This window comes from Tessaracoccus caeni (assembly GCF_029211185.1).
Lineage (GTDB): Bacteria > Actinomycetota > Actinomycetes > Propionibacteriales > Propionibacteriaceae > Arachnia > Arachnia caeni.
The window spans coordinates 95,924-109,536 of record NZ_JARGDO010000017.1 but is presented as its reverse complement, the minus strand read 5'-3'; the positions used below and the strand labels follow the sequence as shown (position 1 = coordinate 109,536).

Genomic DNA, 13,613 nt, shown 5'->3' with positions numbered 1-13,613 from the left:
CGGTGTCGGCAGCGTAGTCGGCGATCGCGTAGATCGATTTCGCGCCAGCAGCGACCGCGGCGACCGCGAGCGCCAGGACCACCGGCAACGCGTGTCGCCGTCCCCGCGCTTTGCGGGGGTCAGGGATATGGGTGAACAGTTGGGACAATCGGGCGGCGCGCAAGACTTTCGGCTCGACAGCACACGCCGTGACAGGGGAAGATGTCACCGGACGCGGTTCCTTGGCTCGAGGTTTGGACGTTGAACACCCACATCCTCGCTACTGGGGCCGCGTCCCTTGCGTCCACCACGCCGAGAATCACGCAAATCACCTAGTCAGGCGCCCCTACACACGACTTTGACGGCACCCTGAGGGCGCCCGCGTGGTGTTCATCTGCCACATGATCGTGCTGGCGACGGTGGGGAACCAGTAGTGATGGTGCTCGGGATTCGACGCGACGAACGACTCCTCGACGTTGGGGAAGAACTGTGTGGGCCAGTCCACGTCTCCGTTCTTGGCCGCCAGAAGCACCGCGTCGTTGCCGGGGATCGCAACAACCCGGACGCCGGGGATCTTCTGCTTGTCGGGCTGCCAGTAGTGCGGGTTAGGCCCCAGATCGTAGGACTGGGTCTGGAAGCTCAACACCTCCGTATACGGACCAGTGCCCACCGGAGTCTCATTGGTATCGCTCTGCCAGTCGGGCTTATCGGCCCAGATGTGATCCGGGACCAGAATCTGCTCCCCAGTACCCCAGAGTCCCGGCGAGTAGGGGCGATTGAAGGTGAAGGTCACCGTGTGATCATCGACCGCTTCCACGGACTCGAGATACTCATGGCCACCGAGTTCTTGGGCGAGCTTGAAGGTCGTCACGACGTCCTGCGCATCGAATGCCTCACCGTCGGACCACTTCACGCCCTCACGCAAATGGAAGGTCACCGACGTGGCGTCGTCGGCAACCTCCCATTCGGTTGCCAGCCACGGCGTGGTGGTGCCGTCGGCCGGATTGAAGATGAGCATCCGCTCGTAGATCGCCTGGCCGGTCAACTCCAGGCCTCCCGAGAACGGATTGAAGTTGCGCTCGAAGGTGGCAACCGCCTCGTTCGGGATGACGACGTACTTGCTGCCACCCGCGGAGGTACTACTCGGGTCACCGCCGCCGCTCGAGCAGCCCGAGAGGGCGAGCGCTCCTGTCACAGCGAGCGCGGTAGCCGCCAGAAGGCGGCGTGATCTAAGGAACTTCATCGTTGATCCTTCTCTCGTGTCGTTGTCGATGGACGACGCCAGGGGCCTGGACCTCCTCGTCTTGTCGACGGCTTATGGCACACATCTCATCGACTTACCTATATCGGTATAGGTGACCGTACATTTACCGGTATAGGTCTGTCTACCTCGATTTCTGTTGTTATCAAATCGTTATGTTGTCTGGTCTCGGGCCGCCACAGCCGTCCGTGCCAGACGGCAGCAACGCCGAGCCCACCATCCGGCGGCCACTACCATGGGCACATGGTGACTCTCAAGGATGTGGCTCGAGTCGCGGGAGTCACGAAGATGACCGTGTCGAACGTGCTCAACGGCCGCACGGGTCAGGTCTCGGAGCAGACCAGCCGCAGGGTCATGCAGGCCGTCAAGGAGCTGGGCTACGAACGCAACGCCGCCGCGCGTGCACTATCAGCCGCCAGGTCAGGCATCGTCGTGTTCATCTACCCGGGCCCGAACTCAAGGCAGTTCGGCTTCGGCAACCCCCACGACTCCCTCCTCCTGCATGCCGTCGAACAACGCATCTCAGAAGCAGGCAAACACCTCATGGTGCACTCATCCGTGGACGACGTGATGGTCACCGCGCGCCAAATCGGTGCGTGGAACGCCGACGGCGCCATCTTCTTCGGCATCCTTGCCGATCAAGTATCGGAACTACGCGCCGTGAATGACGTACCGATGGTGTTCATCGACGCAGTCGGGCCAGATCCGGTCGCCACCGTGGGACTCGATGACAAGGCCGGGGCCTACCTCGCCACGAAACACCTCCTGTCAGCAGGCCATCGTCGGATCGCATTTGTGGGTCCGCTCGCTCACACAGGTGGGGTCATCCAGGATCGCTTGGCAGGATTCGAGCAGGCGATGTCAGAGGCTCCTGGCACCGTCAAGGCCGCTTTCCATTCGGAGACCACATACTCGAACGCCTCCAGCATCGCGCCAACGATCCTCGCTGACCCACGCAGATTCACTGCGGCGGTAACCACTGCCGACACGATCGCGGTCGGCCTCCTCAGGACGGCACAGATGGCAGGCCTCCACGTTCCAGACGACTTCTCACTGGTGGGATTCGACGATATTCTCCTCGCAGAGATGACGGCGCCGCCGCTGACGTCAGTGCGCCAAGACGTGCTCGAAAAAGGGCGTCGAGCCGCCGATCTTCTCTTGTCGCAACTAGCCAACGGCCAAACCACCGAGCGGGTGGTCTTGACGCCGTCGCTCACGGTTCGCGAGTCAGTGGCGCCGCCCCGTGATCGGAAGCTCGTCCCGACGCCGGATCCCTAGCCGTCCAGGAGGTCACGGACGACGCCGTCGGCCAGGAGCCGGCCGTCGCGAGTGAGGCATAGGGTCCGATCGTCGATCACGGCCAGGCCCTGATCGACGAAACGACTCACCCGAGCGCGTTCCGACGTCGTGAGCAGGTCGAGCGGCAATCCCTCTCGAAGACGAAGGCGCAGCAGCACCTCCTCGACGCGCTGTTCATCCGGTGTCAGCACCTCGCGGGCCAGCGCCGGGGAACGCCCCTCCGCCAACTCCGCCGAGTAGCTGCGGGGGTGCTTGCGATTCCAGAACCGGACGCCGCCGATGTGAGAGTGCGCGCCGGGGCCGATCCCCCACCAATTGACGCCTCGCCAGTAGGCCAGGTTGTGCCGGCATTCCCCGCCGGGCCTGGCCCAGTTGGAGACCTCGTAGTTGTCGAAGCCGAGCGCGGCGAGCGTCTCGTCGGCCACCAGGTACTTGTCGGCCAGATCGTCGTCGTCGGGCATCCCCACCTCGCCGCGCCGCACCTGAACGGCCAGTCGAGTGCCCTCCTCGACGATCAGCGAGTAGGCGCTCACATGGTCGACGGGGGCGGTGAGCACAGCGTCGAGGCTGCGCCGCCAGTCGTCCATGCTCTCGCCCGGCGTGCCGTAGATGAGGTCGAGGCTGACGTGCTCGAAGCCCGCGTCGACGGCCCAGCCCGCGGCATCCAGCCCACGACGGGGCGTGTGGGCACGCTCGAGCACGCGTAGCACGTGCGGAACCACCGACTGGAGGCCCAGCGAGATGCGGGTGAACCCGGCCTCGCGCAGTTCCTCGAAGTAGGACGGGTCCACCGTCTCGGGGTTGGCCTCGGTGGTCACCTCCGCATCCGAGGCCAAACCGAACTCGTCGCGCAGCGTGCCCAGCAGACGGCCGAGCTCCGACGCCGGCAGCATCGTCGGGGTGCCGCCGCCGAAGAACACCGTCTCCAGCCGGGGCACCTCGTCCCCCAGGACACGTCGCGCGAGCCGGATCTCGGCGATCGCCGCGTCCACATAGGTGCTGGGTGCGAGTCCGCCCAGCTCCTGCGGCGTGTAGGTGTTGAAGTCGCAGTAGCCGCAGCGCACCCGGCAGAACGGCACATGCACGTACGCCGACAAGGGCGTCGTCGCCAACGCGGCGAGCGCGGATGCGGGCAGCGCTCCGTCCGGGGGCGCCGCGTCGCCATCGGGCAACTGGGGACTCATTGCCCCCATGCTACGGGTTCTCTTTCGGGGAAACTCGCCGATAACCCTCGCGTTAGGCGCTGACTACTGCCAAAGTAGCCGCATGCAACTCTCACGACGCTCACTTCTTCTTGGCGGCGGCGGACTCGCAGCCACCGCAACCCTGGCCGCGTGCGGCAACAACAATCCCCTCGACCAGTCCAGCACCGCGCCCTCCACCTCGGGTAGCGCGTCGGCGACCGGCGAACTCCCCGCGCTCTCGCAGTGGTACCACCAGTACGACGAGGCCGGCGTGAAGGAGGCCGTCGAAGGCTACGCGGCCGCCTACGACAAGGCGAAGGTCTCCGTGAACTGGGTGGTCTCCGACTACTCGAAGGTCTTGGGCGCCCAGTTGCTCACCAACGACCTCCCCGACGTCTTCGAGGTGGAGCAGGGCGGCTCGCTCGACATGATCCGCGCCGGCCAGCTGGCGGACCTCACCGACCTGATCGAACCCCATCGCTCCGAGTTCAACGAAGCCGTGATGAACCGCTTCACCTTCGACGGCAAGGTGCACGGCATCCCGCAGACCATCGACATGCAGTTGCTCTACTACCGCCCTTCGTTGCTGAAGGAGGCCGGCGTCGAGCCGCCCACTACCTTCGAGGAACTAGTGGCGGCCATCAACGCCACCAAGTCGGCCGACATCGGCGGCCTGTTCGCCGGCAACGATGGCAACGACATCGGCCTGCTCGGCACCCTGCTGATCTGGGCCTCCGGCCACGACCAGCTGAACGCGGAGCGCACCGAGGCCGCCTTCCTCACCGACGACTTCTACAACGCCTTGATCGCCTACCGCGAGCTGCGCGAGTCGGGCGGCATCCTCTCGGCAGCGTCCGCCGAGTGGTACTCGCCCGACGCGATGGCCAACGGCGAGGCCGTCTTCCAGTGGGGCGGTCTCTGGTCGCTACCGGTCATCCAAGAGGCCCTCGGCGACGACATCGCGGCCCTTCCGTTCCCGGCCATCGGCCCGAAGGGTCGCCCGGCGGTGCCGTTCGGTGCCTTCGGCGCCTGCGTCGCCGCCAAGGGCCCCAACGTCGACGCGGCCAAGGAGTTCGTCAAGTGGCTGTGGATCGAGCAGGACGAGTACCAGGTGGACTTCTCCGACTCCTACGGCACCCACATCCCCGCGAAGAACGCCCTAGTGCCCAAGGCCACCAAGCTGGCCGAAGGCCCCGGTGCCGACGCGGCTCGCTACGTCAACGACCACGGCTTCGCCAACGACATCATGTGGTCGGGCGCGGTGGGCGAGGCCTTCGGTGCTGCGCTCAGCGCCGTCATCCGTGACGGCAAGGATCCCAAGGAGACCTTCGAGCCCTTCGGCGAGCAGGTCGTCGCCGAGTTGAAGAACCTCAACTCCTGACCTCTAAGGAGATCGGCACACTCATGTGGCAGCGGTTGCGCGGACGCCAGGGCCAGAACCTCTGGTTCCTGGCGTTCGTCGCGCCCTTCTTCATCGGGTTGCTGATCTTCGTCTACATCCCCATCGTCTGGAGCGCCTACCTCAGCTTCTTCCAGGCGCGCAACACGGTGAACCCGACGAAGTTCGTGGGACTGGCCAACTACCAATACCTGTTGTCTGACCCGATGTTCCTCAACTCGCTGGGTGTGTTCATCGCCTTCGCGGTGTTCATCGTGCCGCTCACCTTCGTGTGCTCGTTGGCGCTGGCCCTGTTGCTGAACAATCTGAAACACGGCCAGGCGTTCTTCCGATCGGTTTTCTTCATCCCCACCGCCGTGTCCTACGTGGTGGCGGCCGTCATCTGGCGGATGAGCTTCTTCCACGGCGCCCGATTCGGCCTGGTGAACCAGGTAGGGAGGGCTTTCGGCGCCGAGCCCATCAGCTGGCTCGGCGGCGGCAACAGTCTCTACTGGGTGGCCATCGTCTCGGTGCGACTCTGGCTACAGGTGGGCTTCTACATGATCCTGTTCATCGCCGGCCTCCAGCGGATCCCACCGGACACCTACGAGGCCGCAGCTCTCGACGGCGCCTCTGGCTGGCGCATGCTGCGCTGGATCACCCTGCCGCAGCTGCGCGCCACCAGCGTCGCCGTGCTGATGCTGCTGCTCATCAACGCCTTCCAGGCCTTCGACGAGTTCTACAACATGCTGGGCTCGATCGGCAGCTACCCGCCGTATGCCCGGCCCCCGCTGGTGCACCTGTACCTGATCTCGTTGGGCGGCGGCCAGCAGGATCTCGGCGTCGGTGGAGCCGGCACCATGATCGTCACCGCCATCATCGTCTTGTTCGGCGTGACCCAGAACTGGGTGCTCGGACGTTCCGAGCGCAAGGAACGCAAGGCGGCGTTGCGATGAAGCACTCCCCCGCGCTCACCGCTCTCCGCTACGGCCTGCTCACCGCGCTGGCCCTGTTCTTCCTGCTGCCGTTCTACATCCTGGTGCGCAACGCCTTCTCGACGCAGCCCAACATCACGGCGCCGCGCTGGAACTGGCTGCCGGACCAGCTGAACCTCACAAACCTGTACTCGATGCTGGCCAACGACAACATCGGCATCGGACGCGGCCTGCTGAACTCTGCGGGCATGGCGTTGCTGCAGACGACGGGCACGCTGGTCGTCAGCCTGCTCGCGGGCTATGCCCTGGCCCGTTACACCCATCGCGTCGCCCGCGCTCTGCTGGGCCTGACCGTCTTCACGCTGATGGTGCCGGCGGCCACCACCTTCCTGCCGATGTTCATCATGACCGCCTCGCTCGGCTGGATCGACACCTTCCGCGGCCTCGTGATCCCCGGCATGTTCTCAGCCTTCGCCACCTACCTGTTCCGGCAGTTCTTCCTTGACTTCCCCGTCGAACTCGAGGACGCCGCGTTGATCGACGGCTGCAATCCGTGGACGGCCTTCTGGCGGATCGTGGTGCCCAACTCGACGGGCATCGTCGCCGCCGTCGGCGCCATCACCCTGATCGGCTCCTGGAACGCCTTCCTCTGGCCCAACCTGGTGGGCCGCGACGAGCGCCGCACCGTCCAGGTGGCGATCAGCCAGTTCATGACCAGCCAAGGCGTGAAGATGCCGGAGCTGTTCATGGGCTCGCTCGTCGCGATCCTGCCCATGCTGGTGGCCTTCCTCATCCTGCAGCGCTTCCTGGTGCAGGGCCTCACCACCTCCGGGCTCCGCTAGGGTCTGTTGCCCCTGCCCTGGGCATACTCGTCGAGGCGCCTGCTGTCCTCACGCCAGCTTTCGTATTACACTTCTGTCATGACGCGAAAGATGAGTGGTCGCGAGGTTTCGGAGGCCGAAGTTGATGCATGGGTCGCCGAAGCCGAAGCAGGATACGACGTCGAAGACTTGCGCAAGCGAGTGATTGGCCGACCGGCACGAGGTGCTGAGCCATCCCAGGTGATCCCCGTGCGACTAACGACCGACGAGCTGGCCGCCGTCATGGCTCGCGCTGAACGAGAACACCTCAACCGCTCCGAAGCCATCCGCGCCGCACTCGCGGAGTGGTCACACGTCGCATGATCGTTCGCCCCAGTAGTCACGCCTGCTCGGCTAGCTGGGCTAGCAAAGCGGCTCATCCGTTCTCTCCCGAAAAGGCTCAGGCGCCCGGGCTCTGGTAGTGCTTGGCCATGCGCGTGAACAGCGTCAGCGCGAGCGGAAGCAGCAGCCATCCGCCGGCGGGCGAGGCCCAGATCACGGCGTCGGGCAGCGGGACGCCGTCGGTGCGTCCCAAGAGAGCGGCCGCGGGAAGATAGGCGATGAAACCCAGCGGGAACGCGAAACAGAGCGCGAGCAGCCCGCCCGGACCGAAGATGGTCAAGGGGTAGACGCCGAAGGTGGTCACGACGGTGTCCGCCAGATAGTGCAGCGAGTTGACCACCGTCGCCCGGAACGCGATCGAGGCGATGAGCACCTGGATCGCCACCTCGACGATCCCGCCGCCGATCACGGCGAGGACGAGGTAGCCGATCCTCCACCAGGTCCAGTCCACCGGGGCCAGGATCGCGAAGCCCACCAGAGCCACGAACCCGAGGATCGCGTCGCCCAGTGCCATGATGTGGAAGCGCCGGGTGACGATCTGGACGAACTGGTTGACCGGTCTGAGCAGGAGCAGGTCGAACTCGCCGCTGCGCACCACCTCCGAGGTCTGCAGCAGGGACGCGAAGGGCACCACGTAAATCGCGTGAGAGGTCAGGCGCATGCCCACCAGAAGGCCGATCTCCCGGAAGCCCCAGCCGCCGATCATCCCGAAGCTGTGCAGCAGGAGGGCGACGAACACCACCTGGATGCCCTGGTAGGTGAGGCCGCCAATGAAGGCGACCAGGAAGTTGGAGCGATACTGCGCCTGCGAGCGCACCGCCGCGCGCTGCAGCGTCCACCAGGCCGACAGCGTGCCGGGCAGCTTCCGAGCGGACTCAGCCACCGAAGATCACCACCTTGCGCTCGGCCCGGCGCCACACTACGCGAAGCAATACGACGATGACGACGATCCACCCCGCCTGAGCCCCGATGGCCAGCCAGGCTGCGGGCCCTGTCGTGCTCCCGAAGTAGATCGACAAAGGTGTGAACATCTGCGCGCGGAACGGCAGCCAGTCCAAGGCCCCGGCCAGCCAGCCCGGCATGAACCACAGGGGAATCAGCGCGCCGGACAACAGCCCGGAGCCGAGGCGGTAGAGCATTCGGTAGCCGCCGATCTCCAGCGACCAGAAGCACGCCATCGACATCAGCAGATTCATCAGTAACGTGATGGTGGCCCCGAGCACCGTGGCGAGCAACCAGAGCCCGACGCCGTCGAGTCGAGGCGGCAGGCTCAGCGCCCCGATCAGCACCGCCCACACGATCCCGATCACGGCGATCGGCAACCGCGCGAGCAAGGTGCCGACGTTCTGGGCGAACACCTGCCCCACCAGGCCGAGCGGCCGCATCATGTCCACGCCCACCTGCCCGGTGCGCACGCGTCGGTCGAGTCCGGAGAACTCCCACGGCATCAGCGCCACCTGCAGGCAGGCGGCAAGCACCGCGTAGCTGACCGCTTGACTCTGCTCCACGCCGCGCACCTCGCCGGCCCCGCCGTAGACGGCGCGCCACACCGCCGTGAGCAGCCAGACCTGAATGAACAGCCCGGTCACGGCGGTCACCAGGTCGATCCGGTAGGCCCACGACGTCTTCACGGCGTTGCGGACGCAGCCTCGCACGGCGGGCCATGACGTGCGGTTCATCGCCCGGAGGCCTCCGCGTAGATCCTGGCCACGACGTCGCTCAGGCTCGCCTCGGTGACCGCAAGGTCGACGATCTGCCAGCGCGAGGTGACCTGGGCGATCAGGTCGGGCGTGCCGATCCGCTCAGGATCGTGGACCAGCACCGCCTTGCCGTCGGCCACCGAGGCGGAGGCACCGTCGACGACGATCGCTGCGGGATCGATCCCCTCCGCCGGTGTGACGGTGAGCACCCGCTCGTGCACGTAGCGGCGCTTGAGGTCTTCCAGGCTTCCGTCGAACAGCACCGTGCCCTGATCGATCATGATGATCCGGCGACACAGCGCCTCCACGTCGTCCATGTCGTGGGTGGTCAGGATCACCGTAGTGCCGAGCGTGGCGTTGATCTCGGCCACGAACTCCCGGATGCGCCGCTTGGCGACGACGTCCAGGCCGACGGTGGGCTCGTCGAGATAGACGATCTCCGGCGCATGCAGCAAGGCCGCCGTGAGATCGCCGCGCATGCGCTGCCCCAGCGAAAGGAAGCGGACGGGGGTGTCCAGGAAGTCGTCCATTCCCAGCAGTTCGACGAACATGTCGAGGCGCTCGCGGTAGTCGTCGGGCCGAACGCCGTAGAGGTCGCGGATCAGCTCGAAGGAGTCGCGCAGCGGCAGGTCGTACCAGAGCTGGCTGCGCTGCCCGAAGACGGCCCCGATGTGCGCGGCGTTGGCCTTCCTGTCCTTCGACGGCACGCGACCGGCCACCTGCACGACGCCGGAGGTGGGCACCAGGATCCCGGTGAGCATCTTGATGGTGGTCGACTTGCCCGCTCCGTTGGCACCCAGATAGCCGACGAGTTCCCCGGGCGCGATGTCGAAGGACACACCGCTCACGGCGACCTTGCGCGTCGTCGCCCGCGAGAACAGGCGACGCAGCGTCGTGAACCGGCCCTGAGGCTCCACCGGACGCTCGAAGACCTTGGTCAGATCCCGCACGTGAATGATCGGCTCAGCGGCCTTGAGGCTCTCTTGAGGGATCGACGTCACCCGGCAACCCTATCCCTCGCCGCTCCGGGGGCTCAGTGCAACCAGCGTTTGACGGCGGCGATCCGCTCCTCCACCTGATCGGTGGTCGCCTCGGCCAGCTTGCCGCCGCCGCACTCGCGACGCAGGGCGGCATGGACGTGGCTGTGCGGCATGCCCTCCCTGGCCGCGTACTGGGACACCAGAGAGTTGAGTTCTTTGCGCCTCGCCTCGAGCGCCCTGTGCAGGGAGACCACCGGCTCCTCCGAGCGCCGCGTCTGACGCTCCCGGCGCCTCACCTGGCGGGCTTGCCGCTCGCGCAGCAGAGTGCCGACCTGATCGGGGTCCAGCAGCCCTGGCAGGCCCAGGTAGTCCTCCTCGTCGGCGGACATCGGCTCGGCGTGCATGCCATAGGCCTGCTTGCCATAGAGCACGTGATCGAAGGTGGCCTGCGACTCCAGCGCCTCATACTGGCCCAGCAGGTCGTCGGAGGCGGCGTCCTTGGCGTTGGCCTCGGCCATCAGCGCCTCGGACTCGTCCCACAGCCCGTCGTCCTGCTTGGTCTTGCCCAGCACGTGGTCTCGCTGCCGCTCCAGCGCGGTGGCATGAGAGAGCAGGATCGGCACCGTGGGCAGGAAGACGGTGGCCACCTCGCCGCGCCGCCGCGAACGCACGAAGCGCCCCACGGCCTGGGCGAAGAAGAGCGGGGTGGAGGTGGCCGTGGCGTAGACGCCCACGGCCAGGCGCGGCACGTCGACGCCTTCCGAGACCATCCGCACCGCCACCATCCAGCGGTCCTCCGACGCGGAGAACTCGTCGATCTTGCCGCTGGCTTTGGCGTCGTCGGAGAGCACGACTGTGACGCTCTGACCGGTGATCTCCTTCAGCACCTTGGCGTACGACCGCGCGAGGCTCTGGTTGGTGGCGATCACCAGGCCACCGGCGTCGGGAACGTGCCGCCGCACCTGGGTCAGCCGGGCGTCCGCGGCGCGCAGCACGGATTGGATCCACTCCCCGGTCGGCGCCAGCGCGGTGCGCCACGCCTGGGCGGTCAGGTCCTTGGTGAGCGGCGAGCCGAGATCCGCCTCCAGCTCGTCGCCGGCCTTGGTGCGCCAGCGCATGGCGCCGCCGTAGTTCATGAACATCACGGGACGCACGACGTGGTCGGCGAGCGCCTCGGCGTAGCCGTAGGTGTAGTCGGCCCGCGAGGTGCGCACGCCGGGTGCGGTCTCCTCATAAGTGACGAACGGGATGGGGCTCTCGTCGGAGCGGAAGGGGGTGCCGGTCAGCGCGAGACGCCGCGTCGCGGGCCCGAAGGCTTCCAGCACGGCCTCGCCCCAGCTGAGGGTGTCGCCGGCGTGGTGGATCTCGTCGAAGATCACCAGGGTGTCGACGGCGTGGCACAGCGCGTCATAGGACCACGGCCGCATCGCGACGCCGGCGTAGGTGACGGCCGAGCCGTCGAACTGCCGGGAGCGGCCGCGCTTGGTGGAGCGGTTGGTTCCCGGGTCCAGGTGGATGCCCACGCGAGCCGCCGCGTCGGCCCACTGCACCTTGAGGTGCTCGGTGGGGGTCACCACGACGATCCGCTGCACCACGTCGGTGGTCAGCAGGTGATGGGCGATGCGCAGCGCGAAGGTGGTCTTGCCGGCGCCAGGCGTCGCGACACACAGGAAGTCGCGCGGGTTCTCGCTGGTGTACTGCTCGAATGCCGCCGCCTGCCATTCACGCAGGCTGCCGGCTGTTCCCCACGCCGCCCGGCCGGGAAAGGCGGGCGAGATCTGATCGAAGGCCGCAACACGCATAGGTCCGCGACCTTAGTACGAGCCACCGACAGGACGCGAGTTTGACACGCGCCCTTGTCAGAACTACTTCTTGCTGGGCTCCGACGTGGACAGCGCGGCGACGAAGGCCTCCTGGGGCACCTCCACGCGGCCCACCATCTTCATCCGCTTCTTGCCTTCCTTCTGCTTCTCCAGCAGCTTGCGCTTGCGGGAGATGTCGCCGCCGTAGCACTTGGCCAGCACGTCCTTGCGGATGGCGCGGATGGTCTCTCGGGCGATCACTCGGGAGCCGATGGCGGCCTGGATCGGCACCTCGAACTGCTGCCTCGGGATCAGTTCCTTCAGCTTGGCGGCCATGGTGAGGCCGTAGGAGTAGGCCTTGTCCTTGTGCACGATGGCCGAGAACGCGTCGACGGGGTCGCCGTGCAGCAGGATGTCGACCTTCACCAGCTCGGAGGCCTCTTCGCCGTCGGCCTCGTAGTCGAGCGACGCGTAGCCCTTGGTGCGCGACTTCAGGGCATCGAAGAAGTCGAAGACGATCTCGGCCAGCGGCAGGGTGTAGCGGATCTCGACGCGGTCCTCCGACAGGTAGTCGAGGCCGCGTTGGATGCCGCGCCGGGTCTGGCACAGCTCCAGGATGGTGCCGATGTACTCGGCCGGGGCCAGGATGGTGGCGCGCACCACCGGCTCATAGACGGCCGCGATCTTGCCCGTCGGGTACTCCGACGGGTTGGTCACGACGTGCTCCGACTTGTCCTCCATCTCGACGCGGTAGACCACGTTGGGAGCGGTGGAGATGAGGTCGAGGTTGAACTCGCGCTCCAGGCGCTCGCGCACGATCTCCATGTGCAGCAGGCCGAGGAAGCCGATGCGGAAGCCGAAGCCCAGCGCGCCCGACGTCTCGGGCTCGTAGGTGAGGGCGGCGTCGTTGAGCTGGAGCTTCTCCAGCGCCTCGCGCAGCTCGTTGAAGTCGTCGCCGTCGATCGGGTACAGGCCCGCGTAGACCATCGGGTTGGGGTGCTGGTAGCCGCCCAGATCCTGATCGGCGGGCTTGGCGTTGTTGGTCACGGTGTCGCCGACGCGCGACTGGCGCACGTCCTTCACGCCCGTGATCAGATAGCCCACCTCGCCGACGCCGATCGAGTCCGCCTTCACCGGCTCCGGCGCGATCACGCCCACCTCAAGCAGCTCGTGCACGGCGCCGGTAGACATCATCAGGATGCGCTCGCGGTGCTTCAGCTCGCCGTCGACCACGCGCACGTAGGTGACGACGCCGCGGTAGGTGTCGTAGACCGAGTCGAAGATCAAGGCTCGAGCCGGCGCATCCGCATTGCCCTCGGGCGCCGGGATCTGGGCCACGACGGCGTCGAGCAGGTCGGCGACGCCCGCGCCGGTCTTGCCCGAGACCTGCAGCACCTCCGACGCGTCGCAGCCGATGATGCCGGCCAGCTCGGCCGCATACTTCTCCGGCTGGGCGCTCGGCAGATCGATCTTGTTCAGCACCGGGATGATGGTGAGGTCGGCGTCGATGGCCAGGTACAGGTTGGCCAGCGTCTGCGCCTCGATGCCCTGAGCCGCGTCCACCAGCAGAATGGCGCCCTCGCACGCCTGCAGGGAACGCGACACCTCGTAGGTGAAGTCGACGTGCCCGGGCGTGTCGATCATGTTGAGCACGTAGGTCTCGTCACCGACGCTCCACGGCATCCGCACGGCCTGCGACTTGATCGTGATGCCGCGCTCGCGCTCGATGTCCATCCGGTCGAGGTACTGTGCGCGCATCTGACGGGCGTCGACCACCTCGGTCAGCTGCAGCATCCGGTCGGCCAGGGTCGACTTACCGTGGTCGATATGCGCGATGATGCAGAAGTTGCGGATGACGTCCGGGCGGGTACGTCCTGGGCGCGGTGCGGGCAT

At 66.6% G+C, this 13,613-nt stretch carries 13 protein-coding genes; 5 read left to right on the top strand and 8 right to left on the bottom strand.

The features are described 5' to 3' along the window. Window positions 1-208: transposase family protein (locus P0D62_RS14650; protein ID WP_275703294.1), on the bottom strand; the 208-nt coding region annotated here is incomplete at its 3' end. A 117-nt stretch (window positions 209-325) separates the two neighbouring features. Then, entirely contained in the window at window positions 326-1,222 is an 897-nt protein-coding gene (locus tag P0D62_RS14645) for an ABC transporter substrate-binding protein (RefSeq protein ID WP_275703293.1), read from the bottom strand. Between the two features lie 261 nt (window positions 1,223-1,483). On the opposite strand from P0D62_RS14645, the gene P0D62_RS14640 reads away from it, so the two are divergent. Further along, window positions 1,484-2,518, top strand: a complete 1,035-nt coding sequence (locus tag P0D62_RS14640) for a LacI family DNA-binding transcriptional regulator (protein ID WP_275703292.1) — start codon at window positions 1,484-1,486, stop codon at window positions 2,516-2,518. On the opposite strand, the gene hemW is transcribed toward P0D62_RS14640, so the two are convergent. Beyond that, window positions 2,515-3,723 carry a radical SAM family heme chaperone HemW gene (hemW, locus tag P0D62_RS14635; RefSeq protein WP_275703291.1) on the bottom strand — a complete coding sequence of 403 codons (1,209 nt, stop codon included), beginning with the start codon at window positions 3,721-3,723 and terminating at the stop codon, window positions 2,515-2,517. The two genes, P0D62_RS14640 and hemW, sit on opposite strands and share 4 nt — an antisense overlap. A gap of 82 nt (window positions 3,724-3,805) precedes the next feature. Between hemW and P0D62_RS14630 the strand changes: the two genes are divergently transcribed. The 4 genes from P0D62_RS14630 (at window position 3,806) to P0D62_RS14615 (ending at window position 7,220) form a co-directional block, all read left to right on the top strand. Further along, complete coding sequence (locus P0D62_RS14630; RefSeq protein ID WP_275703290.1) at window positions 3,806-5,104, top strand: ABC transporter substrate-binding protein; 1,299 nt, start codon at window positions 3,806-3,808, stop codon at window positions 5,102-5,104. Between the two features lie 23 nt (window positions 5,105-5,127). Further along, entirely contained in the window at window positions 5,128-6,057 is a 930-nt protein-coding gene (locus tag P0D62_RS14625) for a carbohydrate ABC transporter permease (RefSeq protein WP_275703289.1), read from the top strand. After that, window positions 6,054-6,878, top strand: coding sequence for a carbohydrate ABC transporter permease (locus tag P0D62_RS14620; protein ID WP_275703288.1), 825 nt, complete (start codon window positions 6,054-6,056; stop codon window positions 6,876-6,878). Before P0D62_RS14625 ends, P0D62_RS14620 begins: the two co-directional genes overlap by 4 nt. Before the next feature lie 78 nt (window positions 6,879-6,956). Further along, window positions 6,957-7,220, top strand: a complete 264-nt coding sequence (locus tag P0D62_RS14615) for a ribbon-helix-helix protein, CopG family (protein WP_275703287.1) — start codon at window positions 6,957-6,959, stop codon at window positions 7,218-7,220. A 76-nt stretch (window positions 7,221-7,296) separates the two neighbouring features. On the opposite strand, the gene P0D62_RS14610 is transcribed toward P0D62_RS14615, so the two are convergent. The 5 genes from P0D62_RS14610 to lepA all read right to left on the bottom strand — a co-directional run bounded on the left by P0D62_RS14610 (window position 7,297) and on the right by lepA (window position 13,613). Continuing rightward, a complete protein-coding gene (locus tag P0D62_RS14610) occupies window positions 7,297-8,121 on the bottom strand; it encodes an ABC transporter permease (protein WP_275703286.1) in 825 nt (274 codons plus the stop codon). Further along, a complete protein-coding gene (locus tag P0D62_RS14605; protein WP_275703285.1) occupies window positions 8,114-8,917 on the bottom strand; it encodes an ABC transporter permease in 804 nt (267 codons plus the stop codon). The genes P0D62_RS14610 and P0D62_RS14605 overlap by 8 nt, the downstream gene beginning before the upstream one ends. Further along, window positions 8,914-9,939, bottom strand: a complete 1,026-nt coding sequence (locus P0D62_RS14600; protein WP_275703284.1) for an ABC transporter ATP-binding protein — start codon at window positions 9,937-9,939, stop codon at window positions 8,914-8,916. Before P0D62_RS14600 ends, P0D62_RS14605 begins: the two co-directional genes overlap by 4 nt. A 32-nt stretch (window positions 9,940-9,971) precedes the next feature. Continuing rightward, complete coding sequence (locus P0D62_RS14595) at window positions 9,972-11,720, bottom strand: DEAD/DEAH box helicase (protein WP_275703283.1); 1,749 nt, start codon at window positions 11,718-11,720, stop codon at window positions 9,972-9,974. Window positions 11,721-11,783: 63 nt separating this feature from the next. After that, on the bottom strand, window positions 11,784-13,613 hold the full coding sequence (gene lepA, locus P0D62_RS14590) for a translation elongation factor 4 (RefSeq protein WP_275703282.1): 1,830 nt from the start codon (window positions 13,611-13,613) through the stop codon (window positions 11,784-11,786).